The sequence below is a fragment of the Flavobacterium sp. genome (assembly GCF_039916025.1).
In the GTDB taxonomy this organism is placed as follows: domain Bacteria; phylum Bacteroidota; class Bacteroidia; order Flavobacteriales; family Flavobacteriaceae; genus Flavobacterium.
On record NZ_JBDSMB010000120.1, the window covers coordinates 17656 to 39303 of the forward strand.

At 35.6% G+C, this 21648-nt stretch carries 17 protein-coding genes; 4 read left to right on the forward strand and 13 right to left on the reverse strand.

Annotation, left to right across the window (positions count from 1 at the left end; translation table 11 throughout):
• Positions 1–28 precede the first annotated feature (28 nt).
• The gene (gene acs / locus ABIQ27_RS08480; protein ID WP_348033465.1) at positions 29–1960 is read left to right on the forward strand and encodes an acetate--CoA ligase; all 1932 of its coding nucleotides are present in this window, start codon (positions 29–31) and stop codon (positions 1958–1960) included.
• Between the two features lie 43 nt (positions 1961–2003).
• Here the strand turns inward: acs and ABIQ27_RS08485 are convergent, their stop codons facing one another.
• The 3 genes from ABIQ27_RS08485 to clpB form a co-directional block, all read right to left on the reverse strand.
• Positions 2004–2531 (reverse strand): DUF4199 domain-containing protein, encoded by a 528-nt coding sequence (locus ABIQ27_RS08485; RefSeq protein WP_348033449.1) that lies wholly within the window; start codon positions 2529–2531, stop codon positions 2004–2006.
• An 80-nt stretch (positions 2532–2611) separates the two neighbouring features.
• Entirely contained in the window at positions 2612–3091 is a 480-nt protein-coding gene (locus ABIQ27_RS08490; protein WP_348033450.1) for a LuxR C-terminal-related transcriptional regulator, read from the reverse strand.
• A gap of 227 nt (positions 3092–3318) precedes the next feature.
• A complete protein-coding gene (gene clpB, locus ABIQ27_RS08495) occupies positions 3319–5925 on the reverse strand; it encodes an ATP-dependent chaperone ClpB (RefSeq protein ID WP_348033451.1) in 2607 nt (868 codons plus the stop codon).
• A gap of 135 nt (positions 5926–6060) precedes the next feature.
• On the opposite strand from clpB, the gene ytxJ reads away from it, so the two are divergent.
• Both ytxJ and ABIQ27_RS08505 read left to right on the forward strand, forming a co-directional pair.
• Positions 6061–6447 carry a bacillithiol system redox-active protein YtxJ gene (gene ytxJ, locus ABIQ27_RS08500; RefSeq protein ID WP_348033452.1) on the forward strand — a complete coding sequence of 129 codons (387 nt, stop codon included), beginning with the start codon at positions 6061–6063 and terminating at the stop codon, positions 6445–6447.
• Between the two features lie 80 nt (positions 6448–6527).
• Positions 6528–7532: a serine hydrolase gene (locus tag ABIQ27_RS08505; protein ID WP_348033453.1), complete on the forward strand. Its 1005-nt coding sequence runs from the start codon at positions 6528–6530 to the stop codon at positions 7530–7532.
• Positions 7533–7598: 66 nt separating this feature from the next.
• Here ABIQ27_RS08505 and ABIQ27_RS08510 read toward each other — a convergent pair whose 3' ends face one another.
• The 5 genes from ABIQ27_RS08510 to thrA all read right to left on the reverse strand — a co-directional run bounded on the left by ABIQ27_RS08510 (position 7599) and on the right by thrA (position 14643).
• Positions 7599–8783 (reverse strand): hypothetical protein, encoded by a 1185-nt coding sequence (locus ABIQ27_RS08510; protein WP_348033454.1) that lies wholly within the window; start codon positions 8781–8783, stop codon positions 7599–7601.
• 142 nt (positions 8784–8925) lie between these two features.
• Positions 8926–9852: a tetratricopeptide repeat protein gene (locus ABIQ27_RS08515; RefSeq protein ID WP_348033455.1), complete on the reverse strand. Its 927-nt coding sequence runs from the start codon at positions 9850–9852 to the stop codon at positions 8926–8928.
• Between the two features lie 70 nt (positions 9853–9922).
• Positions 9923–11212 (reverse strand): threonine synthase, encoded by a 1290-nt coding sequence (thrC, locus tag ABIQ27_RS08520; protein WP_348033456.1) that lies wholly within the window; start codon positions 11210–11212, stop codon positions 9923–9925.
• Positions 11213–11214: 2 nt separating this feature from the next.
• Positions 11215–12150, reverse strand: coding sequence for a homoserine kinase (locus ABIQ27_RS08525; RefSeq protein ID WP_348033457.1), 936 nt, complete (start codon positions 12148–12150; stop codon positions 11215–11217).
• A 45-nt stretch (positions 12151–12195) separates the two neighbouring features.
• Positions 12196–14643, reverse strand: a complete 2448-nt coding sequence (gene thrA / locus ABIQ27_RS08530; RefSeq protein ID WP_348033458.1) for a bifunctional aspartate kinase/homoserine dehydrogenase I — start codon at positions 14641–14643, stop codon at positions 12196–12198.
• Positions 14644–15108: 465 nt separating this feature from the next.
• On the opposite strand from thrA, the gene hutH reads away from it, so the two are divergent.
• Complete coding sequence (gene hutH / locus ABIQ27_RS08535) at positions 15109–16611, forward strand: histidine ammonia-lyase (RefSeq protein WP_348033459.1); 1503 nt, start codon at positions 15109–15111, stop codon at positions 16609–16611.
• 1 nt (position 16612) lies between these two features.
• Here hutH and ABIQ27_RS08540 read toward each other — a convergent pair whose 3' ends face one another.
• From ABIQ27_RS08540 to ABIQ27_RS08560, 5 genes are all read right to left on the reverse strand, one after another.
• Positions 16613–17266 (reverse strand): hypothetical protein, encoded by a 654-nt coding sequence (locus ABIQ27_RS08540; RefSeq protein WP_348033460.1) that lies wholly within the window; start codon positions 17264–17266, stop codon positions 16613–16615.
• A 17-nt stretch (positions 17267–17283) separates the two neighbouring features.
• Positions 17284–17649: a DUF1304 domain-containing protein gene (locus ABIQ27_RS08545; RefSeq protein ID WP_348033461.1), complete on the reverse strand. Its 366-nt coding sequence runs from the start codon at positions 17647–17649 to the stop codon at positions 17284–17286.
• A 192-nt stretch (positions 17650–17841) separates the two neighbouring features.
• Positions 17842–18423 (reverse strand): TMEM175 family protein, encoded by a 582-nt coding sequence (locus ABIQ27_RS08550; protein WP_348033462.1) that lies wholly within the window; start codon positions 18421–18423, stop codon positions 17842–17844.
• A gap of 3 nt (positions 18424–18426) precedes the next feature.
• Entirely contained in the window at positions 18427–18942 is a 516-nt protein-coding gene (locus tag ABIQ27_RS08555) for a YetF domain-containing protein (protein ID WP_348033463.1), read from the reverse strand.
• 57 nt (positions 18943–18999) lie between these two features.
• Complete coding sequence (locus ABIQ27_RS08560) at positions 19000–21543, reverse strand: ATP-dependent Clp protease ATP-binding subunit (RefSeq protein ID WP_348033464.1); 2544 nt, start codon at positions 21541–21543, stop codon at positions 19000–19002.
• Between the last annotated feature and the right edge of the window lie 105 nt (positions 21544–21648).

Here is a 21648-nt window from a genome sequence, read left to right on the forward strand (position 1 = left end):
TTCAACACAACAGAATCGTTATATTTACATTACAAAACATTATCAACAGAAGATGAGCTACTATAAAATACTAAATTTAGAACACTATTTCAAGATGTATAAAAAATCTGTCCGTGAACCGAGAAAGTTCTGGGATAAGATTGCCGAAGAAAATTTTACCTGGTATCAAAAATGGGACAAGGTTTTTGAAGTTAATTTTTCAGAAGCCAAATTCAAATGGTTTGTGGATGCTAAAGTCAACATCACCAAAAACTGTATCGACAGGCATTTAGCCAGACGCGGCGATAAAACGGCTATCATTTTTGAGCCTAACAATCCTGATGAAAAAGCGCTTCACATTACCTATAACGAATTGTATGACAGAGTTGCCCGAATGGCGAATGTGCTGAGAGAACAAGGCGTTCAAAAAGGAGACAGAGTTTGTATTTATTTACCAATGATTCCTGAATTAGCGATTGCTACTTTGGCTTGCGCACGAATTGGTGCTGTGCATTCGGTAGTATTTGCCGGATTTTCTTCGGCGGCAGTAGCAGCCAGAATTAATGATTGTGAATGTAAAATGGTGATTACTTCGGATGGAAGTTACCGCGGAAATAAATCAATTGACTTAAAAGTAATTGTGGATGAAGCTTTAGAAAAAACACCTTGTGTGGAAAAAGTATTGGTCGTGAAAAGAACCAACTCGGAAGTTACCATGAAAGATGGTCGTGATATTTGGTTGCAACCATTGCTTGATGCAGCTGTTCCAAATAATGTTGCCGAAATCATGGATGCGGAAGATCCATTATTCATACTTTACACTTCTGGTTCGACCGGAAAACCAAAAGGAATGGTCCACACCACAGCCGGTTATATGGTTTATACCGCTTATACTTTTAAAAATGTGTTTGCCTACGAAGAGAATGATATTTTTTGGTGTACTGCCGATATTGGCTGGATTACCGGACATTCTTATATTCTTTACGGACCATTATTAAATGGCGCGACAACGGTGATTTTTGAAGGCGTTCCTTCGTATCCGGATTACAGTCGTTTTTGGGAAGTAATCGAGAAACATAAAATCACACAATTCTATACGGCACCAACTGCTATTAGGGCTTTGGCAAAAGAAAGTTTGGATTATGTGCAGCGTTTTCCATTGAAGTCATTGAAAGTTATTGGCTCCGTTGGTGAACCTATAAATGAAGAAGCATGGCATTGGTACAATGATCACGTTGGTGGAAAACGTTGCCCGCTTGTTGATACTTGGTGGCAAACCGAAACAGGTGGCGTTATGATTTCACCAATTCCTTTTGTGACGCCCACAAAACCAACGTATGCTTCATTACCATTACCCGGAATTCAACCTGTTTTGATGGATGAATTACGCAACGAAATAGAAGGCAATCAGGTTACAGGAAGTTTATGTATTAAGTTTCCGTGGCCAGCGATTGCGAGAACTATTTGGGGCGATCATCAGCGTTATAAAGAAACGTATTTTACCGCTTTCCCGGGAAAATATTTCACTGGTGATGGTGCTTTGCGCGATGAAGTTGGTTATTACAGAATAACCGGTCGAGTTGATGATGTGATTATTGTATCTGGACATAATCTTGGAACAGCGCCAATTGAAGATGCTATCAATGAGCATCCGGCGGTTTCAGAAAGTGCCATTGTTGGTTTTCCACACGATGTTAAAGGAAATGCTTTGTATGGTTTCATTATTTTGAAAGAAATAGGCGAAAGCAGGGATAAAGATAATTTGGCTAAAGAAGTTAACCAATTAATCTCTGACCAAATTGGTCCGATCGCCAAACTTGATAAAATTCAGTTTGTATCGAATTTGCCAAAAACACGTTCGGGGAAAATCATGCGCAGAATATTGCGAAAGATTGCCGAAGGTGACTTTAGTAATTTCGGAGATACTTCCACTTTGTTAAATCCTGAAATTGTCGATGAGATTAGAGACGGAAAAGTATAATAATAAAAAAGCCTATTCAAATTGTGAATAGGCTTTTTTATTGCTAGGCTGATTTCACTTTTCGTTTTAAAATCAATGCACTGATTATTGGCACCAATAATCCAATAGGTAATAAGACCTCGGCATAAGTCATGACAATCACCCAAAAAGGGTTTTTATAGTATTCCTTATACATGTTTATTTCAGCAGTTTTAGCTTTGATTTCGACAGCAGTCATAGCTGTTGTGTTCATTTTTTTGAGCATCGCCGCGGAGTATTTATCCATAAAATCAGGATACAGACAATAATATTCTATCAGCCACACTCCAACATAAATCGTTGAAGCAATTAAAGAAATCAATGCGCCAATCTTTAAGGCTTTTCCAAAAGTGATTATTCCGTCACTTTGTTTGTCGCGGTAATTTTTTACGCCAATGAACACAAAGGAAAAGGCAACGAGCATTCCGGTATAGCCCAAAAGCATGCCACCTTCATAGTCGGGATTTTTGTTTAAAGAGTAGACACCATAAGCCATAAACGCAGTAACGATTGCTCCGGCAATAAGTCCGTAAGTAAGAATAATTTTTTTCATTTTATTTGTTTAAGATTAGACTGCAAAGTTTTGGAAAACCATTTACAAACGGCTCATCCTTTTGGGTGATTTTGTATAAATCATCCTAAAGTAGGAGGAAGCAGCAATAGTTTTTTAGCAGTTTCAATGGCTTGAGTTCTTCGTTTAACTTCCAGTTTTTCAAATAGTTTGGCGCTGTGTGTTTTGATTGTATTGAGCGAAACAAATAAGCGTTCGGCAATTTCTTGATTGCTTAAACCTTCAGCCATTAAAGTCAGCACTTCGAGTTCGCGCTTGCTTATTTTTCGTTCCTGAAGTTCGTTCTCATTTAATATAAAGTCTTCGCTTGAGACTCTAACTTCTTTTTCTATAATAATGGTTTTCTCTTTTGGCTTTGTTACTTTGTTAGCAACCCAAATTCCGAACAATAAAAAGAAAACTGCTATCAATCCGACATAGATTTCATACTGATGTTCTAAAATCAGAAACCGAAATTCCAGCCAACGCAACAATAGCATGAGTAGTGCCATAGCTAAAGCATAACTGAGTAGTTCTTTATGATGTTTTAATTTCTGCAGCATCCTTTAAATTTCTTAGTTCAAAAATAGCTATTTTAATTATTATTTTTTGTCCTGATAAAGGAAAATAATCTCATTAGCCCCGATGGAAGCGAGCTACCATGTAGCGCGTACAGCGGGAGAATGCATCCTGAATAAAATTAAACGCTGTGCTCCTTATTAATACCAAAGCCCCAACAGTGTTCCCACTATCAGGGCTTAAGCAACTTAACCAAAACTTATTATAAAAACTATTTTTCTACTAATTCATTCTGATTCCTAAAAACCAATTGACCGTCAAAACTATCTAAAAGTACAATGCTATCAGTCGTTACTTTTCCGGACAAAATTTCTTTTGAAAGTTGATTTAGTACTTCTCTTTGAATCACTCTTTTTACCGGACGCGCACCAAATTGTGGATCGTATCCTTTTTCAGCTAAATAATCGATAGCTTCCGGTGTGGCATCTAAAGTAATATTTTGGTGCGCCAGCATTTTGATAACGTTTTTTAACTGTAAGCCTACAATTTCTTTGATGTTGGCATTAGTCAATGGTGTGAACATCACGATTTCATCGATACGATTAATAAACTCAGGACGAACCGTTTGTTTTAATAATCCCAGAACTTCCACTTTGGCAGCTTCTGTTGTGGCTTCTACAGAGCCTTTTAAATTTTCAAATTTTTCTTGTATAATCGCGCTTCCCATATTGGAAGTCATAATGATAATCGTGTTTTTGAAGTCAGCCAAACGCCCTTTATTATCCGTCAATCTTCCTTCGTCTAATACTTGCAACAAGATGTTGAAAGTATCAGGATGTGCTTTTTCAATTTCGTCTAATAGCACAACAGAATATGGTTTTCTACGAACAGCTTCGGTTAATTGTCCGCCTTCATCATAACCTACATATCCCGGAGGAGCACCAACCAAACGGCTAATGCTATGACGTTCTTGGTATTCACTCATGTCAATACGTGTCAAAGCGTTTTCATCATCGAATAAATATTCGGCTAATGCTTTGGCTAATTCGGTTTTACCAACACCGGTGGTTCCTAAAAATAAGAACGTTCCGATTGGTTTTTTCATGTCCTGCAATCCGGCACGGCTTCTGCGAACTGCATCGCTTATTGCTTCAATTGCTTCTTCCTGACCCACAACTCTGTGATGTAATTCATCTTCCAACTTTAAAAGCTTCTCTCTTTCGCCCTGCAGCATTTTCATCACTGGAACTCCGGTCCATTTGGCAACTACTTCGGCAATGTCTTCACGGGTTACTTCTTCTTTTATCAGGGGAGTTCCTTCTTGGTTTTCATGCAATTGTTTTAATAAAACATCTAAACGTTCCTGGGCTTCTTTTATTTTTCCATAGCGTATTTCGGCTACTTTTCCATAATCACCATCGCGTTCAGCGCGTTCAGCCTCGAATTTAAAATCCTCGATTTCGGTTTTTACTAATTGGATGTTATCGACTACGTCTTTTTCTGATTTCCATTTGGTGTAAATCTCATTTCTGTCTTCTTTAAGGTTTGCCAAATCCATTTTCAGCCCTTTCATTTTGCTTTCGTCATTTTCGCGTTTGATGGCTTCCAATTCGATTTCCAATTGCATAATCTTTCTATCTAAAACATCCAATTCTTCAGGTTTTGAATTGATTTCCATTCGCAGTTTAGAAGCTGCTTCGTCAATTAAGTCGATTGCTTTATCAGGAAGAAAACGATTAGTGATATAACGTTGTGATAATTCAACAGCCGCAATAATTGCTTCGTCTTTGATTTGGACTTTATGGTGCGTTTCATATTTTTCCTTGATTCCACGAAGGATAGAAATCGCACTTTCGGTATCGGGTTCGTCAATCATGATTTTTTGAAAACGACGTTCCAATGCTTTGTCTTTCTCAAAGTATTTTTGATATTCGTCTAATGTTGTTGCACCGATAGCACGCAATTCACCGCGAGCCAAAGCCGGTTTCAAAATATTAGCGGCATCCATAGCGCCTTCGCCACCGCCGGCACCAACAAGTGTATGGATTTCGTCAATGAAAAGCACAATATCGCCTTCGGCAGAAGTTACTTCTTTCACAACGGCTTTTAGTCGTTCTTCAAATTCACCTTTGTATTTTGCACCTGCTATCAATGAACCCATATCAAGCGAATAAACGACTTTGTCTTTAAGATTCTCGGGAACATCGCCATCTACAATTCTGTGTGCTAAACCTTCGGCTATGGCAGTTTTACCAACACCAGGTTCGCCAACCAACATTGGATTGTTTTTAGTTCGACGTGTTAATATTTGCAGCACTCTTCGGATTTCTTCATCACGACCAATAACAGGATCAAGTTTTCCCTGACTGGCTAATTCGTTGAGATTTTTAGCATATTTATTCAAGGCATTATAAGTTTCTTCTGCGGAAGCTGAGGTCACACGTTCTCCTTTACGAATTTCTGCGATAGCTGATTCTAATCCTTTTTCAGTTACACCCTGGTCTTTTAAGATGTGGGCAACCTTACTTTTAGATTTGAATATCGCCAGAATTAAATGCTCGATAGAAACATATTCATCGTTCATTTTTTTAGCAATGATATTGGCTTCGTTTAGCATAGTATTCGCATCACGGGATAACATGATTTCAGAGCCCGACACTTTTGGAAAGCTTTGAATAGTGGTGTCTAATATCTTTTTAAATAAATCAACATTCACATTGAGTTTTTTCAAAATGAATGGTGTTACGTTTTCGTCAACCTCAAGAATTCCTTTAAAAATATGTTCGTTCTCGAGTTGTTGTTGGCCAAAACCTTGTGCAATTTGCTGTGCCTGTTGCAAAGCTTCCTGCGATTTGATTGTTAAATTGTTTATGTTCATAGTTGTATGTTGTTTTGTTTACCTTTGCGGACGTTTGGTCAATTTGTATTCCAATGTAAAATTACAGACAGAATGTCTCTTTTAAAATGATTTTCATCACAAAACGAAGACAAAATGTCTCAAAATAAGACAATTATGAGTTTTTTAAATAAGATGTTTAATTCTTCAGATGAAAATGAATCCGTTTCAAAAGTGGGTTGGAGACCGCTTTCAGATTTAGGGCAACTGAATGAAATAGTTTCCGAATCAACAGATAAAACAGTCATTGTCTTTAAGCACAGTACGCGTTGTGGTGTTAGCAGGATGGTGCTGAAACAATTTGAAAACGAGTTTGATTTGCATGAAGAAGTCATTCCTTATTTTCTTGATTTGTTAGCCCATAGAAATGTGTCTAACGAAATTGCCAGTCGTTTTGGTGTATTTCACCAATCGCCACAACTAATTGTTATAAAAAATGGAAATGCTGTTTTTAATCATTCGCATAGTGATATAAACGCAAAAGATTTGAAGCGATATATTTAACAAAATATTATGAGAATCATTTATAATTCTTACAAAATGTTATTTACTTTTGGTCTTACAAAACCAAACTAAATAACTAAATGATTTCACTAATCTCCAAGAGATTTTCACTTCTTCATATGCTTATGTTTTCAATTGGAGCATTTGTAGCAGCTTTTACCCTAACAAGTTTTTGGAATAATAAAGCCAGTACTTCCCAAGTACCTGTGTCTACCAGCAGTTGTGAATACAATATTAAAAGAATGACGGGTCTTAAGTTTGTTAAGCCTATTTTATGGGTAGACGAAAATTGTGAATCCGATAATTTAGCAGGAACCAAACAAAAAGTTACTGAAATTATTGAAAGGTACAAGCAATACGAAGGAGTTAACAGCGCCTCTGTTCTTATACGTTCTTCAGGAAAATGGACAGTGATTAATGAAAATGAAAAGTATCAACCAGGCTCATTATTTAAGGTTCCAGTGTTGATTGCCATTTTGAAAATGGACGAGGATAATCCTGGGTTTTTGAACAAAAAAGTTGTTTATGATAAACCTATCGATGCAGGGAAGAAGGTTAATTTTACTTCAAAGACCATTAAATTGGGACAGAGTTATACCATCAAGGAATTATTAACTTATATGATTAAATATTCCGATAATGAAGCTACTATCCTTGTTGAACAAAACATGGACAATAAAGTTCTACAAAAACTATTTGCTGATATTGGTGTCGAAGTTCCAAATGCTTATGATAGTCAATACCAGTTTACGGTTAAAGATTATTCTCTTTTTATGCGAACCATATTCAATGCAGGATATCTAACTATTAAAAATTCAGAATATGCTGCTGAGCTTTTAGCAAAGTGTGAATTTAAAGAAGGCATCGCCAAAGGTTTACCGGCTAATATTAAAATGGCTCACAAGTTTGGTGAATCTGGGAATCAAATTGAAAAACAATTACATGAAACTGCAGTAGTGTTTTTGGATAATAAAGGTTATTTAATAACTGTGATGACCAAAGGAAATGACATGAAAAAGCTATCTAATTTAATTGGTGATATTTCAAGAGTAGTTTATCAGGATATATCTAACGAATCTGAATAGTTATAATTATTCTATGCTAATAAAAAACTCCCATTAATATGGGAGTTTTTTATTATAATCCAGAGATTATCTTCTAAATTTATTTCTCGAAATAATATCTTTCAGCTTGGCTTTTAAATCGTTTCCGGTATCAAAAACCATTTGCTCATTGCTTGGAAACGGAACAACTCTACGATCAAAATAAGGATAATCAGTTTCATCAGCGGCGCGTTTATCACCTTTGTATTTTGAATAAACATTACTAAATACAAATTCACTTGCCAATGGAAATGTCTCGATTAATTGATTGGTTTTAAAGTTGATGTAGTCAACTTTGGCTGTTACCTGACACGATTTTAATTGTGAAAACTCATAAATGCTAATACGGATTGTTCTCATATTATCTATTTTAATAGCATTGCCTAAACTATCTTTCACTATGTTTCCATGCGCATCTAACAGGTTTTTGACACCATCTTTAATCTGTTTTTCTTTTATAGTTTGTTTTTCCTTTACCTGTTCAGGAGAAATGTTTATTTGTCGGAAATTCACAATCAAACCATAATCATAGTCAATTCCTTTTTGACGGTTGCTGTGATATACTGTCCATTTATCATTCAAACCATAGGTGCTGAAATCTAACAAATCATTTTCCAAACGAATTGGAATAACCATATTCGTTTCATTTTTAGTATAGACATTTACAAAATCGGTTCCTTTGAACTGGGCTTCATCAATTAGTTTGGCAACATCCTTAAACCCCGGATTGATGCTTTCTAAATAAACCAAATCATCATAAGCACGGCGAATTACCATTTTATCTTTGTTGGCTAACAACGCTTTGGAATTGTCATAAAGATATTTTGACAAGGCATTTTTACTGCTTACAATTTGGTCTGTATAATCATCAAAAGGGAATTTTGCATCACGACCTTCTTTTAGCAATTTTAATGGTAATAAAGGCGTGATTTGTTCTTGACGGCGATTTAGCTGTACGTATGTTTCGTATATTTTTTCTAAATTCTGTGGATTAGCATCTTTAAACCAACCACTGATATCACTCAAATCGCGTTCTTTAGCTTTGGCAAAAGCTTCTTCAAGCATGTAGACATAATCTTGTTTTCCTTTAGAATTTTTGTTGCTGCGCAAACCATCAACGGCTTTTTTAATAGCATCGTCATATTCGCCAGAGCTTATTAATTTGCGGGTTTGCTTTACGCCACAGGATGTGACAATAAGGAATAGGGCTAGGAGAGAAGTAATTTTTTTCATGGGATAGTTGGTTTATGACAAAAATAGGAAAAATCTATTGGTTTTTTGTCTTGTTTTTAATGTTAAAATTTAAACCAATTTTTATGCCAGAGAGTTTTTGGTTTCGTTGTCACGGATTGCAAATCTGCGCCATCGGAATAAATTATTTTCTTTTCCTTTTTCTGAATAGTATTATTGTTAATCCGAGAACCGCAATAAATAAAGCTCCTATAATTATTTTTAAGTAATTATTGTTTTTTTCTACTTGGTATAATTTTTTTGAAGTAGCATTTTTTTGTCTTACTTCTCTATAATATATTTCGTCATTTGTAAGCTTAATTCTGGCTGGTATTAAAGGGTTTGTATTACCATATGCAACAGCGCTTTCATAACATTGTTCCGCTGTAAAATAATCCTTATTCAAATAAGTTAAGTTCCCTAACTCAAATAATAATAAAGCAATTATTTTATCCTTTGGCTGAATAAATGAAACTCTTTCATTTAACTGATAATACAAGGCTTTGATTAGTTTTAATCTTTCTTTTTTATTCAGATGTGATTTTGGAATAGTGTCGTTTCCAAAACTTGCATTAATTAAGAATTCTGAATTAATGTTTTGCTCTCCATTGATTTTAGCTTCTAGTATCTTTACATGTAACCATTCAGAATTACTATGTGATTTTGGATTGATACGAACAGCTTTGGATATCCATTCTAATGCCTTCTTGTTATTACCCAATAACTCATAAATTGTCCCAAGATTGGATGCAGTGGAATATCTATTGGGTTGTTTTTTTTCGATTTCAAAATAAATTCCCAGTGCTTCCTGATACTTTTTTTGAATGGTTAGTACATAACCAACATCTGATAAATAATCTAAATCTTTTGTCTTTTGATATAAACTACGCAGCTCAGAAAGTAAATTGGGATAGTTATCTACGTAAAATCGATGACCATCAGGAAAGAAATCGTCATCATCTTCATAGATATAAGTGCCATTTTTTAGAAGTTTAGTTTCACCATTTAAACAAGCATACGAATTGAATGAAATGGTAAAAACCATTAATACTATTAGATGAATACTTTTCATAAGCAGTTTTGAAGATTTATTTAATTTTAAGTAAATCAAATATATTCAAAAATACGCTTAGTAAGGTGTTTTAAGAATTCAAAAACTCTTTAAACTCCTCATAAGTCTGAATCTTAGTACTGACTTTTTCTTTTCCCAAAACACTTTCGATTTGTGTTGGAATAGGTAATTTCAAATTCAATAAAGGTTCAACAACACCCAAGAATTTAATTGGATGTGCGGTTTCTAAAAACACACCAACACTATTGGGCTGGTTTGCCATTTCTTTTTTCAAACCTAAATAGCCAACTGCACCATGTGGCTCAGCAATGTATTTCGTTCTCTCATAAATATCTTTGATAGCAATTTCAGTAAGCGCATCGGTATAGCTGTGTGAAGAAAAGTCTTTTTCAAATTCGGCTAAATTGTTGTGATACAATTCCTGAATACGAACAAAATTACTTGGATTCCCAACATCCATCGCATTTGAAATTGTTCCAATTGAAGGTTTAGGATCGTAATTTCCTTTTTCCATAAATCTTGGTACGGTATCGTTGGCATTCGTCGAAGCTACGAAATGAGCGATAGGCAATCCTAATCTTTTAGCCATAATTCCGGCACAAATATTTCCGAAGTTGCCACTTGGACAAGATAAAATAATTGGTTTGTTATGTTTTTTCAATTGTTGGTAAGCAAAGAAAATATAAAACATCTGCGGAAGCCAACGCGCAATATTGATAGAGTTAGCCGAAGTAAGATTCTTGTGTTTTAAACGATCATCCAAAAATGCTTTTTTAACCATATCCTGACAATCATCAAAAACACCATCGACTTCCAGTGCTTTTATGTTTTGGCCAAGAGTTGTTAGCTGTCTTTCCTGTATATCGCTCACTTTTCCTGATGGATAAAGGATGATAACTTCAACACCTTTTACTCCTAGAAAACCACTGGCTACAGCGCCACCAGTATCTCCTGAAGTGGCAACCAATACTGTTACATGCTTATCATCATTACGGTTGAAGTAACCAAAACACCGCGACATAAAACGGGCACCAACATCTTTGAATGCCATCGTTGGTCCGTGAAAAAGCTCTAAAGAAAATACATTCTCTTCGACAGGAACGCAAGGAAAATCAAAGCAAAGTGTTTCGGCTATAATTCGTTTCAGTTCTGTTTTCGGAATCTCATCACCAACGAATTGTTTAATCGCTTCAAAAGCTATTTCTTCGTGTGATAAATTTTCTATGTCAGTAAAGAAAGAATCTGGTAGCGGTGTTATGCTTTCCGGGAAATACAAACCTTTGTCCGGCGCTAAACCGGCAACAACGGCCTGCTGAAAACTAACTTTATGGGATTTATTATTTAAACTGAAGTATTTCATTTTTATATAATTTTTGTTCCTTCATCATTCACTTTTGAAATATGAATATCAAACGGAATTTTGGTATCTGCATAAGCATCACTCATGCTTTTGGCAACAGTATTAGCAACGGTTTCTCCTTTGCACAATGCAAAAATAGATGGTCCGGCACCAGAAATTCCAGCACCTAAAGCTCCGTTTTGCAAAGCAACATTTTTCACTTTATCAAAATTCGGAATTAAATGCTTTCTGGCTGGCTCAACTATGACATCATTTAGCGAACGGCCAATGAGTCCGTAATCTTTGGTATATAAACCAGCAATCAATCCGCCAAGATTTCCCCATTGGGTAATTGCATTTTTCAATGTAACTGTTGGTGATAAAACCGCACGTGAATCAGAAGTTTTTACTTCAATATGTGGATGTAAAACGACAGCATATATTTCGCTCGGGCTTTCAATTTTAATTACATCCAAAGGATTGTAACCACGGACCAAAGTAAATCCACCTAAAACACAAGGCGCTACATTATCTGCATGTTCGCAACCACTGGCAACCGCTTCACCTTTCATGGCAAAGTCAACTAATTGATGTTTGGTAAACGGTCTGCCCAAAAGCTCGTTGATACCAAAAACAGCTCCGGCTGCACTGGCAGAAGAGCTTCCAATTCCGCTTCCGGCTTTTATTTTTTTATGGATTTCGATTTCAAAACCGAAATCGATTGCAACGCCATTAATGGCGTTGGAATTCAGCAAAGCCAAAGCTGCAACACCAGCGACATTCTTTTCTGTTTCCAGAGGTAAATCTGCGCCTGTTATTTTGGTTATTCGAATTCCTTTTTCGGCAACTTTACGAATAATCATTTCGTCACCAATGCCTTCGAGACATAATCCCATCACATCAAATCCGCAATTGAGATTAGCAATAGTTGCTGGGCAGAATATTTTGATTTCGTTCATTTTTTTTAATATCTGTAGGGACAAGGCAATGCCTTGTCTCTACGATTACACGTTTCCAATTCGAATCACATCAGCAAAGATACCTGAAGCTGTTACTGCGGCACCGGCACCGGCACCTTTTATGATCAGTGGTTGATCAACATAACGGTCGGTGTAGAATTCGACGATATTATCTTTTCCTTCCAGATTATAAAACGGACTTTCTTTCGGAATGAATTGCAAACCAACCGATGCTTTTCCGTTATCAAATTTAGCAACAAATTTAATGCGGCTGTCTTTTGATTTGGCTTCAGCTAATAGTTTATTAAAATGTGCATCATTCTTAGTTAATGATTTAAAGAAGTCTTCATTGTTAGTTGTGTCCATGCATTCTTTTGGCAGGAAACAATTGTTTTCGATTTCTTCAATATCCATCTGATAACCGCTTTCGCGGATAAGGATTAATATCTTTCTGGCAACATCCACGCCGCTTAAATCAATCTTCGGGTCAGGCTCTGTAAATCCCTGAACACCTGCTTCTTTAACAACATCATGAAAATTGTAAGTGTCACTGAAATTATTAAAAATAAAGTTCAGACTCCCTGATAAAACCGCCTGTATTTTATTCACTTTATCACCAGAAGCAATCAGGTGTTTTAGCGTATCGATGATTGGTAATCCGGCTCCAACATTTGTTTCGAATAGAAAAGGCGCATTGTATTTTCGGGAAAGGCTTTTTAGGTTTATGTAATTGTCATATTCCGAAGAACAGGCAATTTTATTACAAGTTACGACTGCGATATTTTCACTTAAAAACTTGTCATAAATGCTGGCAATATCAGAATTTGCCGTAATGTCTACAAAGATGCTGTTGCGTAAGTTGAGATCTTTTACTTTAGCAATAAAGCTTTTTACGTTTGCTTTTTCACCTTGGTTAAGAGCAGTTTTCCAATCTTTTAAGTTGATTCCATCTTCATCAAAAATCATTGTTCTTGAGTTTGCCATCGCAATAACACGAACATTGATTTTCAGGTTTTCTTTCAGGAATTTTTTCTGCTGACTGATTTGGTCAATGAATTTCTCACCTACATTTCCAACACCCATTACGAATAAATTCAACTGTTTGGTATTGTCTTCAAAGAAACGTTCGTGTAGTGTATTCAGTGCTTTCTTAACGTCTTTTTCATTAATCACAACAGAGATATTTCTTTCAGACGCACCTTGCGCAATCGCTCTAATGTTCACATTGTTTTTCCCCAAAGTGCTAAACATTTTACCACTGATTCCCTGATGGTTTTTCATGCTTTCACCGACTAAGGCCACAATACACAAATCTTTCTCCACAATTGTTGGGTCAACCCTGTTTTGCGCAATCTCAATTTCAAAGGTTTTATCGATTGCGGCTTTAGCTCTGTCGGCATCAGCATTTAGAATACCAATACAAATAGAGTGTTCCGAAGAAGCTTGCGTAATAAAAATCACGTTGATGTTATTTTGCGAAAGCACTTCGAATAAACGTTTGGAAGAACCGGCAACGCCAATCATTCCCGAACCTTCAAGTGTCAGCAACGCAATATTATCGATATGTGAAATTCCTTTTATAGGATTGGCAGAAGCATTTGGATTATCAGAAATTAGTGTTCCGTAAATTTCAGGTTCAAAAGTATTTTTGATGAAAATTGGAATGCTGTCTTTCAAAACCGGTTGTATCGTTGGCGGATACAATACTTTGGCGCCAAAATGCGATAACTCCATTGCTTCCTGATAAGAGATAGTTTCAATCGGCTGGGATTGTTTTACAATCTTTGGATTGGCAGTAAACATTCCGTTTACATCTGTCCAAATTTCAAGAACATCAGCTTTAACTGCTGCTGCGATAATTGCCGCAGTATAATCGGAACCGCCACGACCAAGCGTAGTGGTATTTCCATCGACAGAAGAAGCGATAAAACCCGGAAATAACACAACCTGATTGGTGCTTGATTTAAAATAATCAGCAATCAGTTTATTGGTTACGGCGAAGTCTACACTTGCTTTTCCAAAGTTGGAATCGGTTTTGATTAGTTCGCGACTGTCCTTGAAAGTGGAATTGCTTACTTTTTGTTTTAAGGCAACTGAGATAATCTGAGACGATAATAATTCACCAAATCCAGCCACAATATCAGCGGTTCTGTTCGACAATTCACCCAACAGATAACAACCATCCAATAATGTTTTTAAGTGGTTGATATGACCATTAATGGTATCAATAAGTTCGCTTTGTTCGCTCAACGGAATTAATTCGTCGATGGCATCTTTATGTTTCTTTTCAATTTGGCTGACAATTTCTTTATAGTTTTTGTCTTTTGCAGAAGCGGTTTTTCCCGCTAAGATTAACATATCGGTTACGCCACTAAAAGCAGAAACAACAACAGCTAGTTTACTTTCCTTGCTTTTGTTGGTTACAATGGCTATTGTTTTTGAAATATTTTCTGAATTGGCTACTGAAGTTCCGCCAAATTTTAATACTATCATAGGATTGTTTTTAAAATTCCAATAACCAACTAATGGTTTTGTGAAATATAGTGTCTTTTTTGGAATTTGTGATTTGAAATTTGATTATTGTGATTTATTAATGTTTTAGTGTCTTTCATTTTGAAAGTCCATAAATCAGGATTATATGAAATGATTATACCCCAAACGGGGTTGTAGTTGATGTAGTAGCAACAGTAGTTACAGCTAATAAATTAGTTGCTGATGCTGAAGTAAATATGTTTTTTTTATTCCACATGTTTTTCAAAAATACTACTTTTTGGATAGGAAAAAAGTTTTGGTGTCATTTTTATTAAAATCGTAGTAATATGGAAAGTAGCCAAAAAAAATAAGTTTTTTTCCAGTTTATGCAGACTTTCATTATTAAATTCTCAATAAAATACTATGAACAAAACTTGTTTTTTAACGATTGTTTATTGAATTTTGAGCTCAATTTGCAAACTAAAAATGGAAAACACACACTATATCAGTTCGGAAGTATTGACTTTAGAGACTTTACAGGAAATCATCTCTCAAAATAAATCGCTTTCGCTTTCTGAAGAAGCCAGAATAAATATTCAAAAATGCAGAGAATATTTAGATAAAAAAATGGCAAACAATGACAAACCGATTTATGGTATCAATACTGGTTTTGGTTCGTTATGTAATGTGAAAATTTCCAATGAAGATTTATCGCAACTGCAGGAAAACCTGGTAAAATCGCATGCTTGTGGAACCGGAGATGAAGTTCCGGCTGAAATCGTAAAGATTATGCTGTTGCTTAAAATTCAGTCTTTAAGCTACGGGCATTCGGGTGTGCAATTGATTACTGTCGAGCGTTTGATGGATTTTTATAACAACGATATTCTTCCTGTAATTTATACCCAAGGTTCACTTGGAGCCAGCGGTGATTTAGCACCATTAGCACATTTATCATTACCATTATTGGGTGAAGGCGAAGTGAATTTTGAAGGCAAAAAAGCGCACGCTTCCGAAGTGTTGAAAAAGTTTAATTGGCAGTCAATTGTGTTGCAATCAAAAGAAGGTTTGGCGTTGCTTAATGGAACGCAATTCATGAGTTCTTATGGAAGTTTTATCTTGTTGAAAGCCATGAAGTACTCATATTTTGCAGATGTGATTTCGGCTATTTCTCTCGAAGGATTTGATGGAAGAATAGAGTCTTTTGATGAATTGATACATTTTGTTCGTCCGCATAAAGGACAAATCATGACGGCAAAACGAATGAAAGAACTGCTTGAAGGAAGCCAAATTATAGCTCAACAAAAAGAGCATGTTCAGGATCCGTATTCTTTCCGTTGTATACCGCAAGTGCATGGCGCTTCAAAAGATACAATTGAATACGTGAAAAAAGTTTTCAAAACAGAAATCAATTCGGTTACCGATAATCCAAATATATTTATTGAAAGCGATGTTATTATTTCAGGAGGAAATTTCCACGGACAACCATTGGCATTAGCTTTAGATTTCTTAGCGATTGCATTATCCGAATTGGGAAGCATTTCAGAAAGAAGAACGTATCAATTGATTTCAGGTTTACGAGGTTTACCGGCATTTTTGGTTGAGAATCCTGGACTGAATTCTGGATTTATGATTCCGCAATATACTGCCGCAAGCATCGCCAGTCAAAACAAACAATTAGCCACTCCGGCAAGTATTGATAGCATCGTTTCTTCAAACGGTCAAGAAGATCATGTAAGCATGGGTGCAAACGCTGCGACGAAGTGTTTGAAGGTTATGGAAAATCTTGAACGAATTCTAGCAATCGAATTGATGAATGCTTCTCAGGCAGTTCACTTCAGAGAACCATTGAAATCGAGCGAGTTTATTGAAATGTTCTTAAAATCATTCAGAGCTGAAGTGCCATTGGTAAAAGAAGACAGAATTCTGCATTACGACATTGAAAACTCGGTAGCATTTTTGAACAGTTTTATGGTGGAATTTGAGGATTAATTTATTCTTCTACATGAATATTAAACATCTGATAACGGTATTTTAAAACGCTGTCAATTTCAACAGTTGACTGTTTTGTCAGGTTTTGATAGTTATCGTAATAATCTTTATCATTCCTTACGCTTTCAATAATAAAATCTTTGAGATTACCTTTTAAATAATAATTACTATGGATAATTTTTAAAGTTCCGTTTTTAAGAGCTTCTCTTTGTTTTGGTGTGTAATTAAGTTCCCTTTGGTAATAATCACATTGTAAAAAAATGAAAAAACTTATAGCATCTTTCTTGCGTGATGCATTATCCCGCATTGCATAATTATTATGATTGTTACCAAAAAGGGCTACATAACTTCCGTTAAAAGGAGAATATTCATAAGTTAAAGTTTCGCCTTTATAGTCAAATTCTCTTTTAAAGCTATAATTGCTATACCAGAAGTAAATAAAAACAGTAAAAGCAATCATGCCAATGTAAAGAAGTATGTTCTTCTTAATACTTATCGGATTAAGTACCTGAGAAAAATTGAGCAACAGCAATGTCAAAACTGCGATAAATAAATAGGGTGCAGGTTCGTGCCAATAACCAATTGATGGAGTTATAGCAAAGCAAAAGAAAAGCAGCGCCAATATCCTTAATCCAAAACCTATTTTATTTTTCATGATTGTTCTTTTGTAGCTTAAATCTGCAGCATAAAACTCATCAATCCTAAGATAGCAGGAACTGCCTGTACAAAGAATATTCTTTTTGAAGCGGTCATTGCTCCATAAATTCCGGCTACTAAAACACAAGACAAAAAGAAGATAGCAATGTTTTTACTCCAGTCAACATCGGTAATACAAAGCGACCAAATCAATCCGGCAGCAAGGAAACCGTTGTATAATCCTTGGTTGGCGGCCATGACTTTTGTTTTTTCAAATTGGTCTTCAGGTATGGTTTTAAAGACTTTTCTGCCACGTGTTGTCCAGGCAAACATTTCGAGCCAAAGAATGTAGATGTGCAGTAAAGCAATAAATCCGACAATGAGTTGTGAAAGTAAGTTCATGATTTTTATAGGTTTAAGGTTTCTATTATTTATTTCACAGAGATTCACAGAGAAAATTAAGAGTTACACAGAGTCTTTTTCTGCAATTCTTCGTGAATTTTTGTGTAACAAACATACTTAATCCCCAAGTTATTTCAGAGGGTAGTTTCTCTTGAATTTGCTTCTTTTCTCTGTGAATCTCCGTGTAACTTTTTAATTATTTTCGTTAAAGATTCGTTCAATTCTTTTATCCGGCACCAGCCACATCAAAGCGACAAAAATGTAAATTCCACCAGAAACAATTGGATAAAAATTAGCAAACAAAACAGCAATCGTATATAAAACAGGGGAGGATTTCCCCTTTATATCGCTGCCAATAGCCTTCTTGAGAATTGAATTTTCACCTTGCTGTTTCAGAATAAATCCTTGTAAAATAAAATAAGCAACACCATTCATTAACAAAATGACACCATACAACATCATTGGAAAGGAAGCAAAATGATTTTCACCATTCCAAGCCGTTGCAAACGGAATAAGCGACAACCAAAACAACAAATGTAAATTTGCCCAGAGAATAGCGCCATTGACTTGTTTTACGGTGTGCATCATGTGATGGTGATTGTTCCAATAAATTCCGATATAAATAAAACTCAAAATATAACTTAGGAACTTTGGTAATAATGGCGTTAATGCTTCGTAGGTATTCCCTTCCGGAAGTTTGAACTCCAATACCATAATGGTTATTATTATGGCTAAAACGCCGTCGCTAAAAGCTTCAAGTCTGGTTTTATTCATGTTTTAGTTGTTTAGGTTTCCTAATGTTTTATGAATTTTACGTTTATGATGCGTTTGCTTCAGATTTTTATCTCCGGAAATGATACTGATGCTTCCGTCAATTTCAAACATGGCTAGTTTTACATCTTTGTAATGCTCAACTCCATGCTCGCGCATTGCTTCTAGTAATTCATCGTTGGTAATGCCTAATTTTGCTATTGTTTGAAACTCTAATCTTCCATTATGTATTAATATTTCAGGAGTGTCTTGAACGAGGTTTTTAATGAACCTGGATTTTAACATGGTTTTTTTGAAAATAAAGTTAATCGCAAATAATGCAAAGGCCGCAATCATACCACCAAATAGGGATGTATTATTTCCGACCATGGCATTTTGCACTGAATTACTAATTAGTAAAATCAGAATAACATCAGCCGTATTGAGCTGAGATAATTGTTTTTTGCCAAAAATGCGTAATGCTATTATCATAAAAAGATAAACGGCAATGCTTCTGAGTGCTATGTCGAGATAGGGGTTCATTTGTCTATATAAAAAAGCCACGAATAAAATTCGTGGCTTAAAGTTACTTTATTATTTTTAACTTGTTGATTTTTTTGCTTTTTGAATGTTAACGGTCAACTCTTGCGTAGCTTCGTCTAAATCCATGAAAATGGTGTCTCCTGAAGCAATTTTGGAAGTAATTATTTCCTCAGCTAAAGCATCTTCAACATATTTTTGAATTGCTCTTTTTAAAGGACGAGCACCAAATTGTTTGTCAAACCCTTTTTCAGCAATAAACGCTTTGGCTTTGTCTGAAAGGTTTAACGTGTAACCCAATTCAGAAACCCTACCAAATAGTTTCTTTAATTCGATTTCGATAATCAAATCGATATCGTGTTTTTCTAATGGATTGAAGACAATTACATCGTCAATTCTGTTTAAGAATTCAGGAGCAAATGTTTTCTTCAAAGCATTTTCGATAACGCTTTTCGAATTGTCATCGGCTTGCGCAATTTTTGCTGCAGTTCCGAATCCAACACCTTGTCCGAAATCTTTCAATTGTCGTGCTCCAACATTAGAAGTCATGATGATGATAGTATTTTTGAAGTCGATTTTGCGACCCAAACTATCAGTCAAATAACCATCATCCAAAACTTGTAACATCATATTGAAAACGTCGGGATGCGCTTTTTCAATTTCGTCTAAAAGCACTACGCAATATGGTTTTCTTCTAACTTTTTCGGTTAATTGTCCACCTTCTTCATAACCGACATATCCTGGAGGCGCACCAATCAATCTTGAGATAGCAAATTTCTCCATGTATTCACTCATGTCGATTCTAATCAAAGCATCTTCAGAGTCGAATAATTCTTTGGCTAAAACTTTGGCTAATTGAGTTTTACCAACACCAGTTTGTCCTAAGAAAATAAACGAACCGATTGGGCGATTTGGATCTTTCAAACCAGCACGGTTTCTTTGAATAGAACGAGAGATTTTAAGCACAGCTTCATCCTGGCCAATTACTTTTCCTTTGATTAAATCAGGAAGGTGAGCCAGTTTGTTGCTTTCTGTTTGTGCGATACGATTAACCGGAATTCCAGTCATCATTGATACGACATCGGCAACATTATCTTCGGTAACTTGGATACGATTGCTTTTAGAATCTTCTTCCCATTGTTCCTGCGCAATTGCTAAGTCTTTTTCCAAACGTTTTTCATCATCACGTAGTTTGGCCGCTTCTTCATATTTTTGTTTCTTAACAACAGAATTTTTCAAATCACGCACTTCTTCCAATTGACGTTCTAAATCAAGAATTTGTTTTGGAACATCAATATTGGTAATGTGAACTCTTGAACCAGCTTCATCCAACGCATCAATAGCTTTGTCCGGAAGAAAACGCTCAGACATGTATCTGTTTGTCAACTTAACGCAGGCTTCAATCGCTTCGTCAGTATAAGTTACGCTGTGGTGATCTTCGTATTTGTTTTTGATGTTATTCAAAATCGTAATGGTTTCTTCAACCGAAGTTGGTTCTACGATTACTTTTTGGAAACGTCTTTCTAACGCACCATCTTTCTCGATATATTGTCTGTACTCGTCAAGCGTAGTAGCTCCGATACATTGTATTTCGCCTCTTGCTAAAGCCGGTTTAAACATATTGGAAGCATCAAGTGAACCTGTTGCGCCACCAGCACCAACGATAGTATGAATCTCATCAATGAAAAGAATAATATCGTCATTTTTTTCTAATTCGTTCATCACAGCTTTCATTCTTTCTTCGAATTGTCCACGGTATTTTGTTCCGGCAACTAAAGACGCTAAATCTAAAGTCACAACTCTTTTATTAAACAAAATTCTAGATACTTTCTTTTGAATAATTCGCAACGCTAAACCTTCGGCAATAGCAGATTTACCGACACCAGGTTCACCAATTAATAACGGATTATTTTTCTTTCTTCTGCTTAGGATTTGAGAAACTCTTTCAATTTCTTTTTCACGACCAACAACTGGGTCAAGTTTTCCTTCTTCAGCCATCTCGGTTAAATCACGACCAAAATTATCCAAAACAGGCGTTTTAGATTTTTTATTGGTCTTATTCGCCGGATTATTAAAATTGCCTTCTTTTAAACTGTCATCTTGTCCTGAGTCTTCATTATAAGATTCGTTTGTTGGCAAATTATCATTAAAATCTTCTTCGCTTGGTGTCATATTTAAATACTGTTCTTTAACTACGTTATAGTCAATTTTCAGACGATGCAGTAGTTTGGTTGTTGGATCATTCTCATTTCTTAAAATACACAATAATAAATGTGCCGTACTGATAGACGTGCTTTGAAATACTTTAGCTTCCAGAAAAGTAGTTTTCAAGGCGCGTTCCGCTTGACGAGTCAAGTGTAGATTTTTCTTTTCGTTACTGATTTCTACATTTGGGTTTGCCGGGCTGAGCACTTCAACCTTCTTTCGCAAATGTTCCAAATCAATAGAAAGATTATTAAGAATGGTAATAGCTTTACCATTTCCGTCTCTTAAAATACCGAGCATCAAATGTTCAGTCCCAATAAAGTCATGACCTAAGCGCAAAGCTTCTTCTTTGCTGTAGGTGATCACGTCTTTAACTCTAGGTGAAAAATTATCATCCATAAATATAGAATTGGTGATGTAAATTTAGTTATTCAGAATCATTCTAACAAAAATCATTCCCGCTAAATGTACTGTCAGCTAATTGACAAAAAAAATGCCAATAAT

Excerpts from the sequence above, each read along its gene's own strand:
- ABIQ27_RS08485 (WP_348033449.1), bottom strand. The coding sequence starts at position 2,531 with ATGAAAAAAATTATTCTTACTTACGGACTTATTGCCGGAGCAATCGTT.
- ABIQ27_RS08490 (WP_348033450.1), bottom strand. The coding sequence starts at position 3,091 with ATGCTGCAGAAATTAAAACATCATAAAGAACTACTCAGTTATGCTTTA.
- clpB (WP_348033451.1), bottom strand. The coding sequence starts at position 5,925 with ATGAACATAAACAATTTAACAATCAAATCGCAGGAAGCTTTGCAACAG.
- ytxJ (WP_348033452.1), top strand. The coding sequence starts at position 6,061 with ATGAGTTTTTTAAATAAGATGTTTAATTCTTCAGATGAAAATGAATCC.
- ABIQ27_RS08505 (WP_348033453.1), top strand. The coding sequence starts at position 6,528 with ATGATTTCACTAATCTCCAAGAGATTTTCACTTCTTCATATGCTTATG.
- ABIQ27_RS08510 (WP_348033454.1), bottom strand. The coding sequence starts at position 8,783 with ATGAAAAAAATTACTTCTCTCCTAGCCCTATTCCTTATTGTCACATCC.
- ABIQ27_RS08515 (WP_348033455.1), bottom strand. The coding sequence starts at position 9,852 with ATGAAAAGTATTCATCTAATAGTATTAATGGTTTTTACCATTTCATTC.
- thrC (WP_348033456.1), bottom strand. The coding sequence starts at position 11,212 with ATGAAATACTTCAGTTTAAATAATAAATCCCATAAAGTTAGTTTTCAG.
- ABIQ27_RS08525 (WP_348033457.1), bottom strand. The coding sequence starts at position 12,150 with ATGAACGAAATCAAAATATTCTGCCCAGCAACTATTGCTAATCTCAAT.
- thrA (WP_348033458.1), bottom strand. The coding sequence starts at position 14,643 with ATGATAGTATTAAAATTTGGCGGAACTTCAGTAGCCAATTCAGAAAAT.
- hutH (WP_348033459.1), top strand. The coding sequence starts at position 15,109 with ATGGAAAACACACACTATATCAGTTCGGAAGTATTGACTTTAGAGACT.
- ABIQ27_RS08540 (WP_348033460.1), bottom strand. The coding sequence starts at position 17,266 with ATGAAAAATAAAATAGGTTTTGGATTAAGGATATTGGCGCTGCTTTTC.
- ABIQ27_RS08545 (WP_348033461.1), bottom strand. The coding sequence starts at position 17,649 with ATGAACTTACTTTCACAACTCATTGTCGGATTTATTGCTTTACTGCAC.
- ABIQ27_RS08550 (WP_348033462.1), bottom strand. The coding sequence starts at position 18,423 with ATGAATAAAACCAGACTTGAAGCTTTTAGCGACGGCGTTTTAGCCATA.
- ABIQ27_RS08555 (WP_348033463.1), bottom strand. The coding sequence starts at position 18,942 with ATGAACCCCTATCTCGACATAGCACTCAGAAGCATTGCCGTTTATCTT.
- ABIQ27_RS08560 (WP_348033464.1), bottom strand. The coding sequence starts at position 21,543 with ATGGATGATAATTTTTCACCTAGAGTTAAAGACGTGATCACCTACAGC.